Source organism: Streptomyces sediminimaris (genome assembly GCF_047049295.1).
Taxonomy (GTDB): domain Bacteria; phylum Actinomycetota; class Actinomycetes; order Streptomycetales; family Streptomycetaceae; genus Streptomyces; species Streptomyces sediminimaris.
Window position 1 is genome coordinate 1,867,058 of record NZ_JBJWOT010000001.1, and the last position, 19,711, is coordinate 1,886,768.

Genomic DNA, 19,711 nt, shown 5'->3' on the forward strand with positions numbered 1-19,711 from the left:
TGCTTTGATGAGGGTATGACCCTGTTCGTCGGGACGTCGGGGTGGCAGTACCGGGACTGGCGGGGTGCCTTCTACCCGGACCGGTGCCCGCAGCGGCTGTGGCTTGAGGAGTACGCGCGGCATTTCGCCACGGTGGAGGTCAACAACGCCTTCTACCGTCTGCCGGCCCGGGAGACCTTCGAGAACTGGCGGGAGCGGGTGCCGCCGGACTTCGTGGTCGCGGTGAAGGCGAGCCGGTACCTCACCCACATCAAGCGGCTGCGCGAACCGGGCGAACCGGTCCAGCGCCTGATGACCCACGCGGCCGGTCTCGGCGACCGCCTGGGCCCGGTGCTCCTGCAGCTCCCGCCGACGCTGAAGGCGGACCCGTGGCTGCTGGACGAGTGCCTGGCCCGCTTCCCTCCCGGCACGCGCGTGGCGGTCGAGCCGCGCCAGGGCTCCTGGTGGACGGAGGAGATCCGCAAGGTCCTCCAGGACCACGGCGCCGCCCTGTGCTGGGCCGACGTGCGGGGCTCCCCGATGACCCCGCTGTGGCGCACCACCGACTGGGGCTACGTCCGCTTCCACGAGGGGCGCGCGCGGGCCTGGCCGCGCTACGGGCGCCGGGCGCTGCGGACATGGGCGGAGCGGATCGCGGCGACCTGGGGCCCAGACGGCGACGTGTACACGTACTTCAACAACGACCCGAACGCGGCGGCGGTCGAGGACGCGAGGACGTTCGCACGGGCGGCCCGCGCGGCGGCCCTGGACACCACCCGCACCCTGTGACACCGGCACACCACGACGCGGACGCTCTCGCTCGGACCCGTGCCGTGCCGGGCCCTCCCCGCGCGCCCACACCTCCACCGCGCCGGGTCCTCCCCGCGCGCCCACGCCTCCACCGCGCCGGGCATTCCCGGCCGACGCCTCCACGTGCCGAGGCACTCCCGGCCGACGCCTCCAGGCCGTGTGGTCCTTCCCCGCCCCGCCCGTGCCGGGCACTCCCGCCCGCGCCCCCCCACCCGTGCCAGCCGGTCCCCCACCCCTGCCGGCCGGTCCCCGCCCGCGCCCCCGCTTCGCTCAGTTGTCGCCGTAGACCGCTCGCAGGGCGTCCCGCACGGCCGTGAGCGCGGCGTCCTGGTCCAGCCCCAGCCGTCGGACCCGCTCGACGTAGACCTGGGCGGCCGACGCCAGCTCCCGCTGAGCCGCCGGGCCCGCGGCAGCGACGTACGTGCCGTTGCGCCCCCGGGTCTCGATCACCCCGTCGCTCTCCAGGGCGCGGTAGGCCTTGGCGACCGTGTTCGCCGCGAGGCCCAGCGACTCGGCCAGCCCCCGCACGGTCGGCAGCCGGTACCCGACCGGCAGTGCCCCCGACCGCGCCTGCTCGGAGATCTGCGCCCGCACCTGCTCGTAGGGCGCGGCGCTTTCGTCGATGTGGATCTTCAAGGTCACGCAGCCGATTCTCCCGCACCCACCGGATCCCACGCATCCGCCCGAAAATGAGAGGCGCCGGGGCGTGTCCGCACGTAGCGTGCGCCCATATGACTGTGAGCGTGCGCGACCTGCGCCCCGATGACCGGTCCGACGCCGAGGGCTTCGCCCGGATACGGCACCTCGCCCTCCCGCACATCCTGTGGACCGCGGACGCCGTGCTGCACCGCCTCGTCCACAGCCACCCGGACGCCCGCTTCCGCTCCCTCGTCGCGGAGGCGGACGGCGAGCCGATCGGCACCGCCCAGGTGCAACTGGCGCACGACAGCCCGGTACCGGGCCAGGGGATGCTCAACATCTACGTCCGCCCGGACCGGACGCGCCGCGGTGCCGGCGAACTCCTGGTCCGCGCCGCGGAGGAGCACCTCACCGCACACGGCGCGACGAAGCTGTTCGCGTGGGTGCTGGACGAGCCGGCCAACCGGGCCTTCGCCCGGCGGCACGGCTACCGCGCCGGCCGCTCCGCCCACTTCCTCCGCCTCGATCTGCTCGGTGGCACGCTCCCGCCCCCGCAGCCGCTGCCGCCCGGTGTCGAGGTGCGCTCCGCGGCCGACCTCGCGGACGATCCGCGCCCGCTGTTCGAGCTGGACACGGAGACCACCCGGGACGAACCGAGCGATGTGGACACCGGGCTCACCGACTACGGAAACTGGATCGAGGAGAACTGGAAACACCCGCTGCTCGACCGGGAGCTGACCACCGTCGCCCTCGTCGAGGGCCGCCCGGCCGCGTTCAGCGCGGCGCACACCGACCCCTCGACCGGCCGCTACGCCACCGCCATGACCGGCACCGCACGGGCCTTCCGCGGCCGCGGCCTGGCCAAGCTCGTCAAGAACGACTCCCTGCACCGCGCCCGCGCCGCCGGCTTCGCCCACGCGCTCACGGGCAACGACGCGGGCAACGGCCCGATGCTCGCGATCAACAAGTGGTTCGGGTACGAGATCTGCGCGACGGAGGTGCGCCATGTCCGTGAACTCGGCTGAGCGGGGGGCCACGGTGGACGTGGTCCTCGTCAAGGCGGGCCGTACGAAGATCCGTTACCAGGCGGAGCTGCTCGGCGACGACGGCACGCGCATCGCCGTCCGTGCCCCCTGGGCCGGCGAGGGCGTCCGCGACTTCGGCTTCGTGCGCTTCGAGAAGGGTGACGTCTTCACGGAGTACTACTGGCGGGACCGCTGGTACGCGGTGAAGGAGGTCCGCGACCGTGCGGGCGCCCTGAAGGGCTGGTACTGCGACGTCACCCGCCCCGCCGTGCTCCTCGGCACCGGACTGGTCGTCGAGGACCTCGACCTGGACCTGTGGCGCTCGGCCGACGGCGGGGACGTACGCCGCCTGGACGAGGACGAGTTCGAGGCGAGCGGCCTGACGGAGACGGACCCGGAGGCCGCGGCCGCGGCGGTGGCCGCGCTGGACGAGCTGGAGGGGCTGGCCCGCGGGGGCGGTTTCGAGGCGCTGACGGCCTGAAAGCAGCCGTGCCGCACGGCCCGCGCGGCCCGACCGGCCTCACACCACGGCCACCACCGCGTACCTCTCGTCCGTCACTTCCTTCCCCCACAGCACCGCGTCCTGCGACAACCGCTCCAGCCGCACCTCCCCCACCACGAGCGGGGCCAGCAGGCCGGTCAGGACGTCGGCGGGTATGCCCGCCGGGTCGACCGTGCCCCAGACGCCCTCGACCAGGACGAGCCGTCCACCCGGCCGCAGCAGGCCGCGCCAGTGCCGCAGGGCGCGCCCGGGGTCGGGCAGCGCCCACAGGACGTGCCGTACCAGGACGACGTCGAAGCGCTGCTCCCCGACCGGCGGTGCCGCCGCGTCACCGACCAGGAACACGGCGTCGCGCCCGGCCAGCTTGGCTCTGGCGCGGTCGACCATCGCCGGTGACGCGTCCACACCGGTCACCCGGTGTCCCTGCTCGGCCGCGAGGAGCGACAGACTGCCCGTGCCGCAGCCCAGGTCCAGGACGTCGCTCGCCCGCGGGGGCAGCCAGGAGGCGAGCCGGCCGGCCCATGCCCGGCGCACCCGCGCATCGCGCAGTCCGTGGTCCGGTTCGTCGTCGAAGGAGGCGGCCAGCGCGTCCCAGTCGACGTCCGTGCCGGTCAGGTCCCCGTTGTCGTTCGTCATGTGCCCAAGAGTGACACCCACCACTGACAGTCGAATGGTGACAGCGGCCACAGACAGACCCGCACCGATGAGTCACCCTCCCGAAAAGGGTCTACCTCCGTGAGAACGCGGAACCCGGTAGGCCCTGAAGGAGGCAGCCATGCGCCGGACCACTGTGCAGAAGCCCCTGAAGAAGACGGACTCGCGCAGGGTCCGCGACAAGGCCGACGAGCGCCCCGCCGGACGCCCGGAGGTGCGCCGAGACATCGCACGAACATGGTGGCCGGACGGCTGACGCCGGTCAGTCGCAGCCGCTGCCGGCCAGCCGCTTGCGGTAGTGGATGCGGTCGTAGGGGCCCTCCACCCGCCGCTCCACGGCCTCGTAGCCGAACTTCGGGTAGATCTCCTGGTTCTCCCACATCATCGCGTTGGTGCAGAGCCTGACCTCGGGCAGGCCGAGCGCACGCGCGCGTGCGTCCACGAATCCCAGCAGCCGCCGTCCCACCCCCCTGCCGTGCGCGTCGGGGTGGACGGCGATGCTGTCGAGGAACAGGTGGTCGTCGCGCTCCTCGAGCACCACGAGCCCGATGACGGGGTCACCCGTCACGAAGACCTTCCCCGCGGCCACGTTCGCCGCGTGGTCCGCCTCCATGGGCACCGGCACCACCCCGATGCGCTCGATGTAGCGGTGGTACGCGGCGTCGGTCACGGCCTTCACGGCCGCCACGTCGGTGGCCCCGGCCGGCCGGATCCCGTCTGCTCCCATGCCGCGCACGGTATTACCTGATCCCAGTCTGAGCACTCCCTTAACGCCACCATAAGGATCTCCCTCACCCGCCTCCAGCAGGCGATTCCGCGGTTTCTTGGGGCTAGCTTCTGATCGCACCCCACAGGATCCGCGCCACGGGGTCCGCGCCCCCTGTGATCCGCCCGCGGGATCACGTCCGCGGGCCCCGCCCGCACGCATCAGGACGTTCGAGGAGATTCCGCATGCCCGCACGCCGCCGCAAGGTCGCCACGCTCGCCGTCCTCGGCGGCGCCCCGCTCGCCCTGACCGCGCTCGCCGCCGCCCCGGCGTCGGCGCACGGCACGATGGGCGACCCGGTCAGCCGGGTCGCCCAGTGTTACGCGGAGGGCCCGGAGAGTCCCGGGTCGGCCGCGTGCAGGGCGGCGGTCGCGGCCGGTGGCACCCAGGCGCTCTACGACTGGAACGGCATCCGCATCGGCGACGCCGGCGGGCGGCACCGGACGCTGATACCGGACGGCAAGCTGTGCAGCGCGGGCAACGAGGAGTTCAAGGGCCTCGACCTGGCGCGCGACGACTGGCCCGCGACGAGCGTGAAGAGCGGCGCGTACACCTTCAAGTACCGCGTGACCGCCCCGCACAGGGGCACGTTCACGGTCTACCTCACCAAGCCCGGCTACGACCCGGCGAAGCCGCTGGCCTGGTCGGACCTGGATCTGGGGCACCCGGTGGCGACGGCCACCGACCCGGCCGCCTCCGGCGGCTTCTACACCTTCTCCGGCACGCTCCCCCAGCGCTCCGGCAAGCAGCTGCTGTACGCGATCTGGCAGCGTTCGGACAGCCCGGAGGCCTTCTACTCCTGCTCGGACGTCACCTTCGGCGGCGCCTCCGCGGCCGGCGGCGGCACGGACACCGCGGACGGGAACGGCGCGAGCGGCAACAGTGCGGGCGGGAAGAGCGCGGGTGACCACAGCGGCGGCGACACCGGCGGCAGGGGTACGGCGAGCGGCGGGGCGCCCGCCCCGGCCGCCTCCGCGCCCTCGGACGAGCAGATCGCCGCGGGTGCGGGCAAGTCCACGGTCGGGCACCACGGCCACGGCGACCAGGACGCCCGTACGTCGGCCGAGCCCCGGGTCACCGCCGAGGCGGCCGCCGTCGGCGCACCGTCGGCGGCCGGCGCACCGGACGGCCTCGCCGAGACCGGGGGCGGCGGCAGCACCCCGTACCTGGCCATGGGCGGGGCCGCCGCCCTGGCCCTCGGCGCGGCGGCCCTGTTCGCCTCTGTCCGCAGGCGGGCGACCGGCGCCGGGCGGCACGGCCGGCAGTAGGGGGCCCACGGGGGGCGGGGCCTGTCCGGCGGCTCAGGCCGGACAGGCCCCGCCGGGTGCGTCAGCTCAGCACCGACGCGCAGTTGGTCGTGGTGGCATGGGCCGGGTCGAGCGCGTTGGCCACCTCATGGAAGGCGATCCGGTCGGTGAGACCGATCAGGACGTGTTCCGAGAGGTCGAGCGAGCACAGGTTCTGGATCAGGACGTTGTGCACGTCGGAACCGCTCAGGAACTGGCTGCTGTACGGCGTGGCCACCTCGTCGTGCTTGGTGGCGATGACCGTGTAGTGGACTCCGGGCACGGTGTCGCCGCCCGCGTTGAGCTTGGTGAGGAAGGCCGAGCCGACCACCTGGTCGGCCAGGCCCGGCGTGTTCTTGGACAGCAGGTCCGCGGCGCCCGGGAAGTACGGGAGCAGCTTGGTCAGGCCGTCCAGGTCGGTGCCGTGGTTGTCGGGCGCGATGCCGACGAGGGCGTTCACCTTGGCGGCCCCGCCGAGGAACTTGAGGTAGTAGCGGGGCATCATGCCGCCCTGGGAGTGGCCGACGATGTCGACCTTGGCGGCGCCGGTCGCGGTGAGCACCTTGTCGACATAGGCGGAGAGCTGCCCGGCCGACTTGTCGATGGGGCCGAGGCCGTAGAAGACGGGGACGCCGGACAACTGGCCGTAGTCCATCGAGAAGACGCAGTAGCCCCGGTCCTCCAGGTAGGGGGCGAGCGCCAGCCAGTTGTCGACCGAGTTGCCGAGGGTGCCGTGGACCAGGACCACGGGACGCGGATGGGCGGCGGAGGGCTTGCAGGAGTAGTCGTTCCAGCCGGAGCTCGCGGCTCCGGAGGCGTGCGCGACGGTGGCGGGGACGAGGGCGACCGAGGCGGTCAGCAGCAGGGCGGCGAGGGGTCTGAGCAGTCGTTTCCAGGGCAGCATCGAGCGGTCTCCTTGCGGCTCAAGGGAGGTGCGATGGCCTTACGCCCTGTGATCCGGATCACGAAGGATGCTGTTCACTCGTCAAGTTACGGGCGAGTAGCGCAAGTGTGAAGTTACGCGTCAGTAAAAACTTCCAGTGATAGCTAACTCGCCGTAGCCGCCGACGCGCCGTCACCAGCCGGGCCGGACGGGCCCGTAGGGCGCGATCCGCGTCAACTGGTCACGCAGCGAACACACTTGGGCCTCCCCGAGCAGGCGCCCCCACCCCTGCACCACCTCCGCGGCCGCCTCCTCCGCGGCCCGGGTGCACGCCCGCCCCCGCTCGGTCAGCACCACCAGCCGGGCCCGCGCGTCGCCGGGGTGCGGCCGCCGCTCGGCGTACCCCTTGCGCACGACCTCGTCGACGAGCTGGCTCGCGGCCTGCTTGGTCACGCCGAGGTGGGCGGCCAGTTCGGTCACCGTCGCGCCGTCCGGGGCGAGCCGGGCGAAGGCGAAGCCGTGCGCGGGCCTGAGCCCCTCGAAGCCACGCGCGAGCACCCCCTCATGAATGCGCTGGGTGAGCTCACCGGCGGCGGCGAGCAGGGCGGCGGACAGGGCCATGGCCTCGGAGTTCTGCACGCAGGCATTGAAACACCCTTGACGGAATGGTCAAGCTGCTTGACCATTGGAGCAGATGGTCAAGCAGCTTGACCTCCGACCGAAAGGCAGCCATGCCCGTCATCCGCACGTCCCAAGCGGTCACGCACGAGATCCACGGCGCCCGCTTCGTCTCGTACGCCACCCCGCTCACCGGCAGCAGGGAACTCTGCGCCTGGCGCGGCGAGATCCCGCCCCGTACCGAGGCCCCCGTCCACACCGTCAGCCGCGAGGAGATCTTCCACCTGCTCGTCGGCGAGCTGCTCATCACCCTCGACGGCCGCACCGAGCGCGTCACCGCGGGCGACACGGTCGTCGTCAACCCGGGCACGGCCCTCGGGGTCGAGAACCCCGGCGACCAGACGGCGATCTCCTGGGTCACCACGTCCATCGGCCTGGAGGCCGAACTGGCCGACGGCACCCGGATCACCCCGCCGTGGGCCAACTGAGGGCTACGCCACCATCGCCCCCGGCATCACCGCGTGCGGTCCGAACTTCGCGCGTACCCGGTCGGTGACCTCCTCGACACGGCGGACCTTCTCGTCCACCGGGTCGAAGGTGAGCTGGTACGAGGCCTGTTCGGCGGGGGCGAGGGACTCGGCGCGCAGGACGAGGGCGCGGACCCGGGCGCGCTGGAGGCCGAGTGCCTCGTACAGGGCGTACGCCGTCCTGGTCAGGGCCGCCGAGTGGGCGGTGGGTTCCCTCAGGGTGCGGGTGCGGGTCGTCGAGGTGCGGTCGGCGTAGCGCACAGTGAGGGTGAGCGTGCCGCAGACCTTCTCCAGGGCGCGCAGCCGGGCACCCAGTTCCCCGGCGGCGGACAGCAGCGCGCGGCGGTGCCGTTGCGGGGACAGCTCGTCGCGGGTGAAGGGGCGTTCGGTGGCGAGAGAACGCGAGACGGCGTTGGGGACGACCCGGCCGCGGTCGATACCGCCCGCCTTCTCGTGCAGATCGCGGGCCGCCTTCGCGCCGATCAGGCGCTGGAGCGTGGAGAGCGGTGCGGCGGCGACCCGGCCCAGGGTGTCGAGGCCGTAGTCGCACAGGGTGCGAGCGGTGGCCGCGCCGACGCCGGGGAGCACGGCGACCGGCCGGTCCGCGAGGAACTCCGCGAGGGCGCCGGGGTCTTCGGGCGCCGCGCACGTCACCCCCGGCCGGGCGTCGCGCAGCGCCACCCGGGCCAGCATCGGGCCCGGCCCGGCGCCGATCGCGCAGTCCACGCCGTGCAGGGCCAGGGCGCGCACGCGGATCACCGCCGCCAGTTCGACCGCGCCGCGCCCGAAATACCGCTCGGCCCCCCGCAGATCGGCGAGTGCCCCGTCCGGCGGCAGCGCCTCGACGACCGGGGTGAACTCCTCGAGCAGCGCGAGCAGTCCCGGCAGGGCCGCCTCGTCCGCCGGAGTCAGCTGGAAACGTACGCACACGATGGTCATCCCGCACTCCCCGGGCTCTGGTGCCACAACTTCCTTCCCACCGCGGGCCCTTCGCCCGCGGGGCGCAGATCCGCCCAGGGGTGCATCTCGTACCCCGTGGACATGCGGATCCTCCGGTCCTCCATCGGGTCGCGGGCCGCGGAGCCCGCGGGCGCCGGCCGGCCGTCCGAACCGGCGAGGCGGGCCGGCGACGGACCTCCGCCGTCCGCCGGCGCGGAGCCGTCGCCGGCGGGCGGTTCGGCGAGCCGGGCCGCGACCCCGTCGAGCCCCTCCTCGGCGCGCACCCGCAGCAGATCCGCGAGGTTCCACGCGGCGGAGCCCACCACGCTGAAGCTGCGCGGGCCGCGCCGCTGGACCACCCCGCGCACCAGCAGCAGCCAGGAGTGGAAGACGGTGTGGGCGCAGGCGTCGTGGGAGTCGTCGAAGAAGGCGAGGTCGACCAGGCCCGTGCCGTCGTCCAGGGTGGAGAAGATGACCCGCTTGCCGGAGCGGATCGGCGGGGTCTGGGTCGCCGCCTTGGCGCCCGCGACCAGCACCGTCTCGCCGTGCCCGGCCTCGCGCAGCCGGCGTGCGGACACCACGCCCAGCTCGTCGAGGAAGGCCCGGTGGTCGTCCATCAGGTTGCGTGAGGCGTCCATCGACAGCACCCCCAGCTCGGCGCTGAGCTTCTCCGCCTCCGACAGGTCCGGCAGTCCGGCCGGCGCCGTCCTGCGCCCGCCCGCCAGCGGGAGCTGGCCGCCGCCCGCGCCGCGGGCGCCCCGGTGCAGCTCGGTCAGGTGCAGCTGCAGATCACGGCGGTTGGCGCCGAAGGCGTCCAGCGCGCCGACCTGCGCCAGCCTGTGGGCGAGCGGCCGGCTCGGGCGGGCCCGTTCCCAGAAGTCGAGCAGCGAGGCGTACGGCTGCCCGTCGGCGATCCGCGCCGCCTCGGCCTCGCTGATGCCGTGCACGTCGGAGAGGGCCAGCCGCAGCCCCCACCTCACGGGCGACTCGGACACCAGTTCGATACGGTGGGCGACCGCCGACCTGTTCACGTCCAGCGGCAGCACCGGCACCCCGCGCCGCCGCGCGTCCGCCAGCAGCAGCCGTTTGGGGTACATCCCGGGGTCGTGCGTGAGCAGGCCCGCGTAGAAGGCGGCCGGATGGTGCGCCTTCAGCCAGGCCGACTGGTAGGTCGGCACGGCGAAGGCGACCGCGTGCGCCTTGCAGAAGCCGTAGCTGCCGAAGGCCTCGACGGTCTCCCAGGTCCGCCGAATCGTTTCTGCGTCGTATCCGCCGGCCGCCGCGCACTGGGCGAACCACACCTTGATACGGCCCTGGGACCCGGGGTCCGACAGCCCGCGCCGCACCCGGTCCGCCTCGCCGCGCCCGCAGCCGGTCATGACGGCGATGATGTCGATGACCTGCTCGTGGAAGACGACGACGCCGTACGTGCCCTTCAGCGCCTCCTCCAGGTCCGGATGCGGGTAGGTGACGGGCGCCCGTCCGTGCCGGGCCTCGATGAACGGCCGCACCATGTCGGCGGCGACCGGGCCGGGCCGGAAGAGCGAGATGTCGACGACGAGATCGTGGAAGGTGGCCGGCTGGAGCCGCCCCACCAGGTCCCGCTGGCCCGGCGACTCGATCTGGAAGCAGCCCAGCGTCTCGGTGGACCGGATGAGCCGGTAGGCCGCCGGATCGCCGTCCTCCAGCGCGTCCAGGTCGACCCGCTCCCCCGTGGCCCGCTCCACCTCGGCCACCGCGTGCGCCATCGCCGACTGCATCCGGACGCCGAGCACGTCGAGCTTGAGCAGCCCGAGGTCCTCCACGTCGTCCTTGTCGAACTGCGCCATGGGCAGCCCCTCGCCGCTGGTCGGCACGACCGGCGTACGGGAGAGCAGGGAGGCGTCGGACAGCAGCACACCGCAGGGGTGCATCGCGATTCCGCGCGGCAGGGCGTCGAGCGCCTCGACCAGCTCCCAGAGCCGTCCGTACCGCTGCCGCTCCCCCGCCAGCGCCCTGAGCTCGGGCAGTTCGTCGAGGGCCGCGCGGGCGTCGCGGGCGCGGATGTGCGGGAAGGACTTGGCGATGCGGTCGATCTCGGCCGGGTCCATGGACAGGGCCGCGCCGACGTCGCGGATCGCGTGGCGGACACGGTAGGTCTCCGGCATCGCGACGGTCGCGACCCGCTCCTCGCCGAACCGGTCGATGATCGCGCGGTAGACCTCCAGCCGGCGCGCGGACTCCACGTCGATGTCGATGTCGGGCAGCACGACCCGCTCCTTGGACAGGAAGCGCTCCATCAGCAGCCCGTGCTCGACCGGGTCGGCGTTCGCGATACCGAGGAGGTGGTTGACCAGGGACCCCGCGCCGGAGCCGCGTGCGGCGACCCGGATGCCCATGTCCCTGACGTCCTGCACCACTTGGGAGACCGTCAGGAAGTAGGAGGCGAAACCGTGGTGGGCGATGATGTCCAGCTCGTGGTGCATCCGCTCCCAGTAGGCGCGCCTGCCCGCGTAGCCGTGCCGCACCATTCCGGCCGCCGCCCGCGAGGCCAGCGTCCGCTGGGCGGTGCGGCGGCCCGCGCCGACGAGATGCGGCTCGGGGAAGTGGACGGCACCCATGCCGAGGTCGTCGTCGGGGTCCACCAGGCACTCGGCGGCCGTCGCCTGCGTCTGCTCCAGCAGCCGGTGGGCGGTGTCGCGCCGGTAGCCCGCGGCCTCCACGATCCGCTCGGCCGCGTGCCGCATGGCGCCGGCGTCCTTCAGCCAGCCCTCCCCGGAGTCCAGTCCCCCCGCCGGGTCGACCGGCACCAGCCGGCGGGCCGCGTCCAGGACGTCGGCGACCGGGCCGAGGCCCGGGTCGGCGTAGCGGACGGCGTTGCTCAGCACCGGGCGGACGTGCTGCTCGGCGGCGAAGCCGACGGTGCGGGCGGCCAGCCGCAGGGAGCCGGGGCCGGTGCCCTTGCGGCCGTGCCAGACGGCCTCGAGGCGCAGGGCGTCGCCGTAGATCTCGCGCCAGGGGGCGAGCAGCTTCGCGGCCCGGTCCGGGCGCCCCGCGGCCAGCGCGAGGCCGACGTCCGAGGCCGGGCCGAGCAGCACGGTGAGGCCCTCGGCGTGGTTGCCGGCCCAGGGCAGCAGGGGCCCGGCCGCCTCCCGGCCGCCTCCCCTCGGCGGGATGCCGCGCGATGCCCCCTCCGCCCCGGCCGAGTGGGCGGCGCTGACCAGCCGGCACAGGTCGGCCCAGCCGCGGGCGCCGTCCCGGGCGAGGAAGGTGGCGCGGGGTGCCGACTCGTCGATGAAGGCACCGCCGCGTACCGGGGCGCGGCGCCGGCCCCGCTCGGCCGGGGGCGCCCCCGTCCGCCGCGGTGCATCGTCCTGCAGCGTCCGCGCGGGCCGCTCCACCGCCAGCTCGGCACCGAACAGGGGGCGCACACCCGCCCCGGCGCAGGCCTTGGCGAAGCGGACCGTGCCGGCGAGGGTGTCGCGGTCGGTGAGCGCGAGGGCGTCCATGCCCCGCTCGGCGGCGCGCTCCGCCAGCCGCTCCGGGTGGGAGGCGCCGTAGCGCAGGGAGAACCCGGAGGCGGTGTGCAGATGAGTGAAGCCCGGCATCCGCACCTCCCGATTCGAACATCAGTTCCCGATCGCCCCACCTCCACCATAGACCAAAAATCGAATGCATGTACGACAACCGTTCGGCCCCCTCCCACCTGCGGAAACGTCCGCCGCCTCGGACTGTGGGGACATGACACAGAGGACGTTTCTCGCCGAGGCCCGGGACGCGGTCACCCCGCGCGCCACCCTGCTGGTCATCGGCGTGATCGCCCTCCAGCTGCTGTTCATCGCCTCCTACGTGGGCGCGCTGCACGACCCCAGGCCCCGGGACGTGCCCTTCGGGGTGGTGGCGCCCGCCGCCGCGGCACGGCAGGCGGTGACCCGGCTCGAACGGCTGCCCGGCTCACCGCTGGACCCGCGGGTGGTCGCCGACCAGGCGACGGCCCGGAAGCAGATCCTGGACCGGGACATCGACGGCGCGCTGCTGATCGACCCGGCCGGCACCACCGACACGCTGCTGGTCGCGAGCGGCGGCGGCACGGCCCTCGCGAACACCCTGGACCAGCGCGTCACCTCCCTGGAGTCCGCCCGGCAGCGGACCGTCCGGACCGTCGACGTGGCGCCGGCCTCGTCCGAGGACTTCGACGGGCTGTCGTCCTTCTACGTGGTCGTGGGCTGGTGCGTGGGCGGCTATCTGTGCGCCTCGATCCTGGCGATCAGCTCGGGCGCCCGGCCCGCGACGCCGCGCCGCGCGGCGATCCGGCTGCTCGTCATCGCGCTGGTCTCGATCGCCGGCGGGCTCGGCGGAGCGGTGATCGTGGGGCCGGTCCTGGGCGCCCTGCCCGGGAGCGTCATGGCCCTCTGGGGACTGGGTGCGCTGGTCACCTTCGCGGTCGGGGCGGCGACGCTCGCCCTCCAGGGGCTCTTCGGGATCGTCGGCATCGGCCTGGCGATCCTGATCGTGGTGATCGCGGGCAATCCGAGCGCGGGAGGCGCCTTCCCGCTGCCGATGCTGCCGCCGTTCTGGAAGGCGATCGGGCCCGCGCTGCCACCGGGAGCCGGCACCTGGGCGGCGCGCTCGATCGCGTACTTCGAGGGCAACGCCACGACCGGCGCCCTGCTGGTGCTGTCCGCGTGGGCGGCGGCCGGGATCGTGATCACACTGCTGGCGGCGGAGCTGCGACGGCGGCGCACGGAAACCTTCACACCGGCGACGTAGGCCTTCCACACCTCACGGGGCCCGTGGCAGCAGGCAGGGCCCGGGGCCGTCCTAGTGCCGCAACAGGCAACGTTCGCCCCGTCGCGACGCCCGGCACGCACTCTCGCCGCACCGGCCGAAACCCCGAGTACGTCCAGTACGAGGGCTTCCGGCCGACCCGCCGAGAGCACGCACCGGACGCCGCTCCTTGACGGGCAAACGTTGCCTGCCGCGGCACTAGCCCTGTCCGGAATTCGACCCTTCGGAGTCCGGTCCCGGGTCCTGCTCCGCGGGCGGGAGTTGCTCCTGCACCGGTTGCCGTGCGATCGGCTGCGGTGTCTGCTGCGGCGCACCGGCCGTGTTCTGCGCCTTCTCCAGGAAGCGGAGCAGCTCCACGGGGAAGGGCAGGACGAGCGTGGAGTTCTTCTCGGCGGCGACCGCCGTCACCGTCTGCAGCAGCCGCAGCTGGAGTGCGGCGGGGGTGTCCGCCATCTGCTCGGCGGCCTCCGCCAGCTTCTTCGAGGCCTGCAGCTCGGCGTCCGCGTTGATGACACGGGCCCGGCGGTCCCGGTCGGCCTCGGCCTGCCGGGCCATGGAGCGCTTCATGGCCTCGGGCAGCGAGACGTCCTTGATCTCGACGCGGTCGATGGTGACGCCCCACTCCACCGCCGGGCTGTCGATCATCAGCTCCAGGCCCTGGTTGAGCTTCTCGCGGTTGGAGAGCAGGTCGTCCAGCTCGCTCTTGCCGATGATCGACCTGAGCGAGGTCTGCGCCATCTGCGCCACCGCGAACCGGTAGTCCTCCACCCGCACGATCGCCTCGGCCGGCGCGGTGACCTTGAAGTAGACGACGGCGTCCACCCGCACCGTGACGTTGTCCCGGGTGATGCCCTCCTGCGCGGGCACCGGCATCGTCACGACCTGCAGGTTGACCTTCTGCATCCGGTCCACGAACGGCACGATCATCGTGAAGCCCGGCCCGCGCACCTGGTCACGGAGCCTGCCGAGCCGGAACACCACACCGCGTTCGTACTGCTTGACGACGCGCGCGGCGGCCAGCAGGTACACCGCTCCGGCGGACGCGAGGACCACTCCCGTGGCCACCAGCTCCTCGACCATGTCGGCCCCCCAGGGTCCGAAGTGGGTGTATGGACGCGCTGCACAGGCGTCGATACAGAGGCGTGCTGCCTGTACTTCGAAGGTAACTCCGGGGCGCGGACAAGGGCGAGCCCCCGCACGGCAGTTGCCGCGGGGGCTCGCCTGCTGCCCGGTGCGTGTGCCGGGACGGGCTCGTCAGCCGACGCTCACGCCGTAGTAGTTCAGCGCCTCGGTGACCGGCTGGAAGAAGGTCGTGCCGCCGGAGCTGCAGTTGCCGCTGCCGCCGGAGGTCAGACCGTACGCCGTCGAACCCGCGTACAGCGGGCCGCCGCTGTCGCCGCCCTCGGCGCAGACCGTGGTCTGGATCATGCCGTAGACGACGTCGCCGCCGCCGTAGTTGACGGTGGCGTTCAGTGCGGTGACCCGGCCGCTGTGGGTACCGGTGGTGGAGCCGCGACGGTAGACCGTCGTACCGACACTCGGGGTGGCCGCGCGGGTGATGGTCTGGCCGCCGACCGCACTCGGGTGCGCGATCGAGGAGTTGGTGTAGCGGACCAGCGCGAAGTCGTTGGTCGGGAAGCTGTAGCTCACGTTGGTGCCCAGCACCGTGCTGTGGCTGGAATTGGAGTACCAGGTGGACGCGACCTGACCGCAGTGACCGGCGGTGAGGAAGTAGTAGGTGCTTCCGCTGTGCACGTTGAAGCCCAGGGAGCAGCGGTACTGGCCGCCGTAGATCGCGTCACCGCCGGAGATCAGCTTCCTGAACGTGCCCGGGGTGTGCTTGATGGTCAGGGCGCCGGAGTTGCTGCCGGCCTGCCGCTTGATCTTGGCGATCTCGGCCTTGGAGACCGTGCTGTCGACGGTGACGACGACACGGTTGGTCTTGCTGTCCACGGACCAGGCGGTACCCGGGACGTCCGCCTTGAGCACCGAGGCGTCGGCGCTCCTGAGCTGGGCGGTGCTGAAGGGTGTGGGGGTGGCCGCGTTCGCGCTGGGGACCGCGAAAGCGGCGGCGGCCACGAGGCCGGTGGTGACGGCGATCAGCCGGCTCCGTCTCGTGATGCCGTTGCGGGGGGTGGTGCGCTTGATCCTCACTTCGTTCCTCCCAGGGGGAAGTCGGGGGGCCCGCGTGGGGTCGGGGCCCCGTGAGGCGCAGCCAGGGCCGACAACGTCCGGATTTCGGACAAGGTGTGCCCCTGACAAGCGCTTGCCGGGAGTATTCGGCCGAACGACCGGTAGGCGCAAGGGTGCCTTTCGGCCGTCAAGTCCTGAACCACCCAAGGGTTCCGGCCATCCGGCTCAGGGACCGACCGACCCGGCTCCGGCCGTCCGCGCCGGCCGACGCACCGTCACCCTCCCTTCCACGGGCGCGGACCGGACCCCCAGCGCCCGGTCCATCAAGGCACCGAGAACGTCCCGCACCGAATCCCGCTCGCGTGCGTCGCATTCGAGCACCGGCACCTCACGGCCCAGTCCCAGAACCTCCCGCACCGTCCTCAGTCCGGTCCGCTCGGCACCGTCGAAGCGATTCACGGCGAGCACGAACGGCACACCCCGGTCCTCGAAATAGTCGAGAGCCGGAAAACAGTCCCCGATCCGCCGGGTGTCCGCGAGCACCACCGTCCCGAGCGCCCCCTCCGCCAGTTCCTCCCACATGAACGAGAACCGCCGCTGCCCGGGCGTCCCGAACAGATACAGGGCGATCGACGGATCGAGAGTGATCCGGCCGAAGTCGAGCGCGACCGTCGTGGTCGTCTTCGACTCGATTCCGTCGAGTGAGTCGACGCCCACCGACACCTGGGTGATCGCCGCCTCCGTGTCCAGCGGCTCGATCTCCGAAATCGCTCTGATGAACGTGGATTTGCCGACCCCGAGTCCCCCGCTCACCACGATTTTCACGGCGAGCGGGGCGGTCCTGTCACAGCGGCCGGGCATGATTGCTGATCCTTTCGAGCGGCCGGACGGTCCTCACGTCCTCAACCAGCTCTACGTCTCAGAACAGTTCACCGTTCACCGCCACACCGCACACCCCGTCAGCAACCGCAGTCACACCCACAGTCGCAGCAATCGCATCCGTCACAGCAGTCGCAGTCACAGCAATTGCAGCAGTCACAGCAATCCCCGCAGTCCCCGCAGTCGGCGCCGTTGCAGAGACCGTTCTTGCGCTCGCGGCTCCACGGGTCCTCGTACTCCCCGCAGCACATCCGGCACGTGCAGGCCAGCCCCGCCCACACCGCGCAGCCCGCCAGCAGTCCGCGCCGGTCGTGCCGCGGCGGCCGCGGCGGCAGGCCGGGCCCGCCGGGCGGCGCGTACGACCCCGCCGGCGACGGCGTGCGGCCGTGTCCGCACGAGGCCGTGCCGAAGGCGCGGTCGACGGAAGCGCGCAGTTCGTGCACGAGCAGCCGGTGCGCCAGCCTGCCGTCCGTGAACTCCACCTCGCGCAGCGCGAGCCGTATCCCGTGCAGGGCGTCGCCGGCCAGCCGCCGGGCCTCCTCGACCGGGGTCCCGGTCGCGGTCAGCGGGTTCCAGGCCCCCGACGCGGCGTCAGCCTCCTTGTCCTGCACGGCGTCCAGGAGGTGCGCGAGCCGCCCGAACAGCCGCCCGGCCTCGGCGAGCGGCGCGGTGTTGCCCGGCCGCCCCGCGAGCACCGCGGTGTGCGCGAAGGCCGCTCCGGTCGCCGTCTCGGTCGGCTCGGTGACCGTCAGGACCGGCGTCCCGGGTCCGGCGAGCGCCTCGATGCCGGTCTGCCGGTCCACGGCGTCCACCAGGACCGACGTGTCGAAACCGACGTCGGATCCCGTACGGGCACCCGCCGCACCCCAGCTGGACGCCACCCGCCGGGCGGCGAGCGCCACCGGCCGGCGCGCCAGCAGCCCGTCGCCGTCGGCGACGTGGTCGCGCACCTTGGCCGAGGCGAGCACCAGCGAAACGGCCGCCGCGAGGCGCGCCCCCTCACCCTGTGCGACGGAGGCGGTCCGCATCCCGCGCAGCGGGCAGGGCCCCGCGGTACGCCGCCGCCCGCCGCCCGCCCCCTCGGCCTGAGCCTCCGTCAGAACGGAGATCAGCAGCCCGTCGTAGTTGGTCACGACCCGTGCGAACTGCCCGTGGTCCTCGCGCAGCGCGAGACACAGTCCGCACAGGTGCGCCGTCCACTGGGACTTGAGGCTCTCACCGAGCCGATGACGGCAGGGCCTGACGATTCCGAACATGACGATCTCCCCCGTGACATGCGCCATCCGGTGCGGCCGATCAGGCCGTTACGGCCGATACGGCGATGAGCTGCCGCAGCTTATCGGCCATTGCGTTCACCCGTACGCCCCGCCCGTCACCCGTACGCCGTGAAGAATCATATTTCACTCACAGTCAGCACCCGCATACTGCACGACCCTTGGGATACCCGGGCTCTCGACGGATTCGCTCTGCACCAGTACCGTCACAAACCCCCCGCGCGGCGTCTATCCACTTGGCGCGCCAACCGCATCATGGATGACCATAGGGATGCGGAAAGCAGAAGAACCGCTGTGAGAGGAGGCGTCCATGGGATCGGTACGCAAGGCGAGTGCCTGGCTTGGCCTCGTCGACGACAACGATGACGAGCGTTACTACGACGACGACTACTCCGAAGGGACCGAGCAGCCCGGGGATGCCTGGGTCACCGACCCGCGGGTCAAGGTGGCCTCGGACACCGCGGAGGAGAAGGGCCGCCGCATCGGCACGGTGACCCCCGACAGCTTCCGGGACGCCCGCGCCATCGGCGAGCTGTTCCGCGAGGGCGTTCCGGTCATCATGAACCTCACCGCCATGGAGGCCGCCGACGCCAAGCGCGTCGTCGACTTCGCGGCGGGACTCATCTTCGGCCTGCGCGGTTCGATCGACCGCGTCTCCAACCGCGTCTTCCTGCTCACTCCGGCCGACACGGAGATCGTGAGCCAGGACCCGGCGGCGCACCGGGCGGACGGGTTCTTCAACCAGAGCTGAGGCAGGGCCGCTCACCGGCCCTGCCCCCGCGCAGGGTTCACCGGAAGGCGTCGAGTCCGGTGAGCGCCTTGCCCAGCACGAGCTGGTGCATCTCGACGGTGCCTTCGTACGTCAGCACCGACTCGAGGTTGGTGGCGTGCCGCATGACGGGATATTCGAGCGAGATCCCGTTGGCGCCGAGAACGGTGCGCGCCGTACGGCAGATCTCGATCGCCTCCCGTACGTTGTTGAGCTTGCCGAAGCTGACCTGCTCGGGACGCAGGCGGCCGGCGTCCATCCGCCGCCCCAGATGGTGGGCGAGCAGGATCCCCTTGTGCAGTTCGACCGCCATGTCGGCGAGTTTGGCCTGGGTGAGCTGGAACCCCCCGATGGGCCGCCCGAACTGCTCCCGCGACTTCGCGTAGTCGACTGCCGCCTCGAAACAGCTGCGCGCCGCACCCATGGCCCCCCAGACGATGCCGTAACGGGCGTGCGAGAGACAGCTGAGCGGACCCTTGAGCCCGACGACCTCCGGCAGTACGGCGTCGGCGGGCAGCCGTACGTCGTCCAGGACGAGTTCGCTGGTGACGCTGGCGCGCAGCGACCACTTGTGCTTGATCTCGGGCGCGGAGAACCCGGCGGCGTCCGTGGGCACCACGAAGCCGCGGATGCCGTCGTCGGTCCGTGCCCAGACGACGGCGACCCCGGCCACCGACCCGTTGGTGATCCACATCTTGCGTCCGTTGAGCACCCAGTCCGTACCGTCGCGCTTGGCGTACGTCCGCATGGAGGCGGGGTCGGAGCCGTGGTCCGGCTCGGTCAGCCCGAAGCATCCGATGACGTCACCGGCGGCCATGCCCGGGAGCCACCGCTGCTTCTGCTCCTCGCTGCCGAAGCGGTGGATCGCGTACATCGCGAGCGATCCCTGCACGGAGACCAGGGACCGGATGCCGGAATCGGCGGCCTCCAGCTCCAGGCAGGCGAGGCCGTACTGCACGGCGCTCGCGCCCGCGCACCCGTACCCGGTGAGGGACATGCCGAGCGCGCCCAGTCCGCCGAGTTCCTTCGCGAGCTCGCGGATGCCGGGCAGTTCGCCCCTCTCGTACCACTCGGCGACCTGCGGCAGGACGCGGTCGGCCGCCCAGGAGCGGACGGTGTCCCGGACGGCGATGTCCTCCGGCTCCAGCAGGTCGTCGATGCCGAGCGGGTCGGCGGGGTCGAACGGGGGCAACTTCGCGGACGCGGCCATGGGGACACCCTCCGACACTGATAAAAACTAGCAGCGCTAGTTAGATTCCGG

General features: G+C 72.6%; 20 protein-coding genes. 8 read left to right on the top strand and 12 right to left on the bottom strand.

All coding sequences use genetic code 11. The features are described 5' to 3' along the window. The first annotated feature begins 15 nt into the window (after positions 1-15). Positions 16-768 (top strand): DUF72 domain-containing protein, encoded by a 753-nt coding sequence (locus ACJ9NR_RS08675; protein WP_412488882.1) that lies wholly within the window; start codon positions 16-18, stop codon positions 766-768. Between the two features lie 291 nt (positions 769-1,059). Here ACJ9NR_RS08675 and ACJ9NR_RS08680 read toward each other — a convergent pair whose 3' ends face one another. Then, positions 1,060-1,431: a GntR family transcriptional regulator gene (locus tag ACJ9NR_RS08680; protein WP_412488881.1), complete on the bottom strand. Its 372-nt coding sequence runs from the start codon at positions 1,429-1,431 to the stop codon at positions 1,060-1,062. 89 nt (positions 1,432-1,520) lie between these two features. Between ACJ9NR_RS08680 and ACJ9NR_RS08685 the strand changes: the two genes are divergently transcribed. Both ACJ9NR_RS08685 and ACJ9NR_RS08690 read left to right on the top strand, forming a co-directional pair. Further along, entirely contained in the window at positions 1,521-2,453 is a 933-nt protein-coding gene (locus ACJ9NR_RS08685) for a GNAT family N-acetyltransferase (protein ID WP_412488880.1), read from the top strand. Further along, positions 2,434-2,934: a ribonuclease FAU-1 family protein gene (locus ACJ9NR_RS08690; RefSeq protein WP_412488879.1), complete on the top strand. Its 501-nt coding sequence runs from the start codon at positions 2,434-2,436 to the stop codon at positions 2,932-2,934. Before ACJ9NR_RS08685 ends, ACJ9NR_RS08690 begins: the two co-directional genes overlap by 20 nt. Positions 2,935-2,973: 39 nt before the next feature. Here the strand turns inward: ACJ9NR_RS08690 and ACJ9NR_RS08695 are convergent, their stop codons facing one another. Then, the gene (locus ACJ9NR_RS08695; RefSeq protein WP_412488878.1) at positions 2,974-3,591 is read right to left on the bottom strand and encodes a class I SAM-dependent methyltransferase; all 618 of its coding nucleotides are present in this window, start codon (positions 3,589-3,591) and stop codon (positions 2,974-2,976) included. Positions 3,592-3,730: 139 nt separating this feature from the next. On the opposite strand from ACJ9NR_RS08695, the gene ACJ9NR_RS08700 reads away from it, so the two are divergent. Continuing rightward, the gene (locus ACJ9NR_RS08700; RefSeq protein ID WP_412488877.1) at positions 3,731-3,865 is read left to right on the top strand and encodes a hypothetical protein; all 135 of its coding nucleotides are present in this window, start codon (positions 3,731-3,733) and stop codon (positions 3,863-3,865) included. A 6-nt stretch (positions 3,866-3,871) separates the two neighbouring features. Here the strand turns inward: ACJ9NR_RS08700 and ACJ9NR_RS08705 are convergent, their stop codons facing one another. After that, positions 3,872-4,336: a GNAT family N-acetyltransferase gene (locus tag ACJ9NR_RS08705; RefSeq protein WP_412488876.1), complete on the bottom strand. Its 465-nt coding sequence runs from the start codon at positions 4,334-4,336 to the stop codon at positions 3,872-3,874. 224 nt (positions 4,337-4,560) lie between these two features. On the opposite strand from ACJ9NR_RS08705, the gene ACJ9NR_RS08710 reads away from it, so the two are divergent. Beyond that, positions 4,561-5,643 carry a lytic polysaccharide monooxygenase auxiliary activity family 9 protein gene (locus ACJ9NR_RS08710; RefSeq protein WP_412488875.1) on the top strand — a complete coding sequence of 361 codons (1,083 nt, stop codon included), beginning with the start codon at positions 4,561-4,563 and terminating at the stop codon, positions 5,641-5,643. Between the two features lie 61 nt (positions 5,644-5,704). Here the strand turns inward: ACJ9NR_RS08710 and ACJ9NR_RS08715 are convergent, their stop codons facing one another. Both ACJ9NR_RS08715 and ACJ9NR_RS08720 read right to left on the bottom strand, forming a co-directional pair. Beyond that, a complete protein-coding gene (locus ACJ9NR_RS08715; RefSeq protein ID WP_412491658.1) occupies positions 5,705-6,565 on the bottom strand; it encodes an esterase/lipase family protein in 861 nt (286 codons plus the stop codon). 171 nt (positions 6,566-6,736) lie between these two features. Beyond that, entirely contained in the window at positions 6,737-7,183 is a 447-nt protein-coding gene (locus tag ACJ9NR_RS08720) for a MarR family winged helix-turn-helix transcriptional regulator (RefSeq protein WP_412491659.1), read from the bottom strand. A gap of 92 nt (positions 7,184-7,275) precedes the next feature. On the opposite strand from ACJ9NR_RS08720, the gene ACJ9NR_RS08725 reads away from it, so the two are divergent. Beyond that, positions 7,276-7,650, top strand: a complete 375-nt coding sequence (locus tag ACJ9NR_RS08725) for a cupin domain-containing protein (protein WP_412491881.1) — start codon at positions 7,276-7,278, stop codon at positions 7,648-7,650. Positions 7,651-7,653: 3 nt separating this feature from the next. On the opposite strand, the gene ACJ9NR_RS08730 is transcribed toward ACJ9NR_RS08725, so the two are convergent. Further along, positions 7,654-8,628: a DNA polymerase Y family protein gene (locus tag ACJ9NR_RS08730; protein ID WP_412491660.1), complete on the bottom strand. Its 975-nt coding sequence runs from the start codon at positions 8,626-8,628 to the stop codon at positions 7,654-7,656. Next, positions 8,625-12,215, bottom strand: coding sequence for a DNA polymerase III subunit alpha (locus ACJ9NR_RS08735; protein WP_412491661.1), 3,591 nt, complete (start codon positions 12,213-12,215; stop codon positions 8,625-8,627). The genes ACJ9NR_RS08730 and ACJ9NR_RS08735 overlap by 4 nt, the downstream gene beginning before the upstream one ends. A gap of 133 nt (positions 12,216-12,348) precedes the next feature. Between ACJ9NR_RS08735 and ACJ9NR_RS08740 the strand changes: the two genes are divergently transcribed. Then, positions 12,349-13,377, top strand: coding sequence for an ABC-2 transporter permease (locus ACJ9NR_RS08740; RefSeq protein WP_412491662.1), 1,029 nt, complete (start codon positions 12,349-12,351; stop codon positions 13,375-13,377). Between the two features lie 216 nt (positions 13,378-13,593). On the opposite strand, the gene ACJ9NR_RS08745 is transcribed toward ACJ9NR_RS08740, so the two are convergent. The 4 genes from ACJ9NR_RS08745 to ACJ9NR_RS08760 all read right to left on the bottom strand — a co-directional run bounded on the left by ACJ9NR_RS08745 (position 13,594) and on the right by ACJ9NR_RS08760 (position 17,663). Next, positions 13,594-14,475: a slipin family protein gene (locus ACJ9NR_RS08745; RefSeq protein ID WP_412491663.1), complete on the bottom strand. Its 882-nt coding sequence runs from the start codon at positions 14,473-14,475 to the stop codon at positions 13,594-13,596. Positions 14,476-14,649: 174 nt separating this feature from the next. Further along, positions 14,650-15,549 carry a S1 family peptidase gene (locus ACJ9NR_RS08750; RefSeq protein ID WP_412491664.1) on the bottom strand — a complete coding sequence of 300 codons (900 nt, stop codon included), beginning with the start codon at positions 15,547-15,549 and terminating at the stop codon, positions 14,650-14,652. Between the two features lie 204 nt (positions 15,550-15,753). Further along, the gene (locus ACJ9NR_RS08755) at positions 15,754-16,389 is read right to left on the bottom strand and encodes a GTP-binding protein (protein ID WP_412491665.1); all 636 of its coding nucleotides are present in this window, start codon (positions 16,387-16,389) and stop codon (positions 15,754-15,756) included. Between the two features lie 98 nt (positions 16,390-16,487). After that, on the bottom strand, positions 16,488-17,663 hold the full coding sequence (locus ACJ9NR_RS08760) for a DUF5685 family protein (protein WP_412491666.1): 1,176 nt from the start codon (positions 17,661-17,663) through the stop codon (positions 16,488-16,490). Positions 17,664-17,991: 328 nt separating this feature from the next. On the opposite strand from ACJ9NR_RS08760, the gene ACJ9NR_RS08765 reads away from it, so the two are divergent. Next, positions 17,992-18,432 carry a cell division protein SepF gene (locus ACJ9NR_RS08765; protein WP_412491667.1) on the top strand — a complete coding sequence of 147 codons (441 nt, stop codon included), beginning with the start codon at positions 17,992-17,994 and terminating at the stop codon, positions 18,430-18,432. A gap of 37 nt (positions 18,433-18,469) precedes the next feature. On the opposite strand, the gene ACJ9NR_RS08770 is transcribed toward ACJ9NR_RS08765, so the two are convergent. Then, positions 18,470-19,660, bottom strand: a complete 1,191-nt coding sequence (locus ACJ9NR_RS08770) for an acyl-CoA dehydrogenase family protein (protein ID WP_412491668.1) — start codon at positions 19,658-19,660, stop codon at positions 18,470-18,472. Positions 19,661-19,711 lie beyond the last annotated feature (51 nt).

What these genes read in the sequence shown, in the direction of transcription:
- ACJ9NR_RS08695 (WP_412488878.1), bottom strand. Translation starts at nt 3,591, where the DNA reads ATGACGAACGACAACGGGGACCTGACCGGCACGGACGTCGACTGGGAC.
- ACJ9NR_RS08715 (WP_412491658.1), bottom strand. Translation starts at nt 6,565, where the DNA reads ATGCTGCCCTGGAAACGACTGCTCAGACCCCTCGCCGCCCTGCTGCTG.
- ACJ9NR_RS08735 (WP_412491661.1), bottom strand. Translation starts at nt 12,215, where the DNA reads ATGCCGGGCTTCACTCATCTGCACACCGCCTCCGGGTTCTCCCTGCGC.
- ACJ9NR_RS08705 (WP_412488876.1), bottom strand. Translation starts at nt 4,336, where the DNA reads ATGGGAGCAGACGGGATCCGGCCGGCCGGGGCCACCGACGTGGCGGCC.
- ACJ9NR_RS08745 (WP_412491663.1), bottom strand. Translation starts at nt 14,475, where the DNA reads ATGGTCGAGGAGCTGGTGGCCACGGGAGTGGTCCTCGCGTCCGCCGGA.
- ACJ9NR_RS08685 (WP_412488880.1), top strand. Translation starts at nt 1,521, where the DNA reads ATGACTGTGAGCGTGCGCGACCTGCGCCCCGATGACCGGTCCGACGCC.
- ACJ9NR_RS08760 (WP_412491666.1), bottom strand. Translation starts at nt 17,663, where the DNA reads ATGTTCGGAATCGTCAGGCCCTGCCGTCATCGGCTCGGTGAGAGCCTC.
- ACJ9NR_RS08755 (WP_412491665.1), bottom strand. Translation starts at nt 16,389, where the DNA reads ATGCCCGGCCGCTGTGACAGGACCGCCCCGCTCGCCGTGAAAATCGTG.
- ACJ9NR_RS08765 (WP_412491667.1), top strand. Translation starts at nt 17,992, where the DNA reads ATGGGATCGGTACGCAAGGCGAGTGCCTGGCTTGGCCTCGTCGACGAC.
- ACJ9NR_RS08725 (WP_412491881.1), top strand. Translation starts at nt 7,276, where the DNA reads ATGCCCGTCATCCGCACGTCCCAAGCGGTCACGCACGAGATCCACGGC.
- ACJ9NR_RS08675 (WP_412488882.1), top strand. Translation starts at nt 16, where the DNA reads ATGACCCTGTTCGTCGGGACGTCGGGGTGGCAGTACCGGGACTGGCGG.
- ACJ9NR_RS08770 (WP_412491668.1), bottom strand. Translation starts at nt 19,660, where the DNA reads ATGGCCGCGTCCGCGAAGTTGCCCCCGTTCGACCCCGCCGACCCGCTC.
- ACJ9NR_RS08740 (WP_412491662.1), top strand. Translation starts at nt 12,349, where the DNA reads ATGACACAGAGGACGTTTCTCGCCGAGGCCCGGGACGCGGTCACCCCG.
- ACJ9NR_RS08730 (WP_412491660.1), bottom strand. Translation starts at nt 8,628, where the DNA reads ATGACCATCGTGTGCGTACGTTTCCAGCTGACTCCGGCGGACGAGGCG.
- ACJ9NR_RS08690 (WP_412488879.1), top strand. Translation starts at nt 2,434, where the DNA reads ATGTCCGTGAACTCGGCTGAGCGGGGGGCCACGGTGGACGTGGTCCTC.
- ACJ9NR_RS08710 (WP_412488875.1), top strand. Translation starts at nt 4,561, where the DNA reads ATGCCCGCACGCCGCCGCAAGGTCGCCACGCTCGCCGTCCTCGGCGGC.
- ACJ9NR_RS08700 (WP_412488877.1), top strand. Translation starts at nt 3,731, where the DNA reads ATGCGCCGGACCACTGTGCAGAAGCCCCTGAAGAAGACGGACTCGCGC.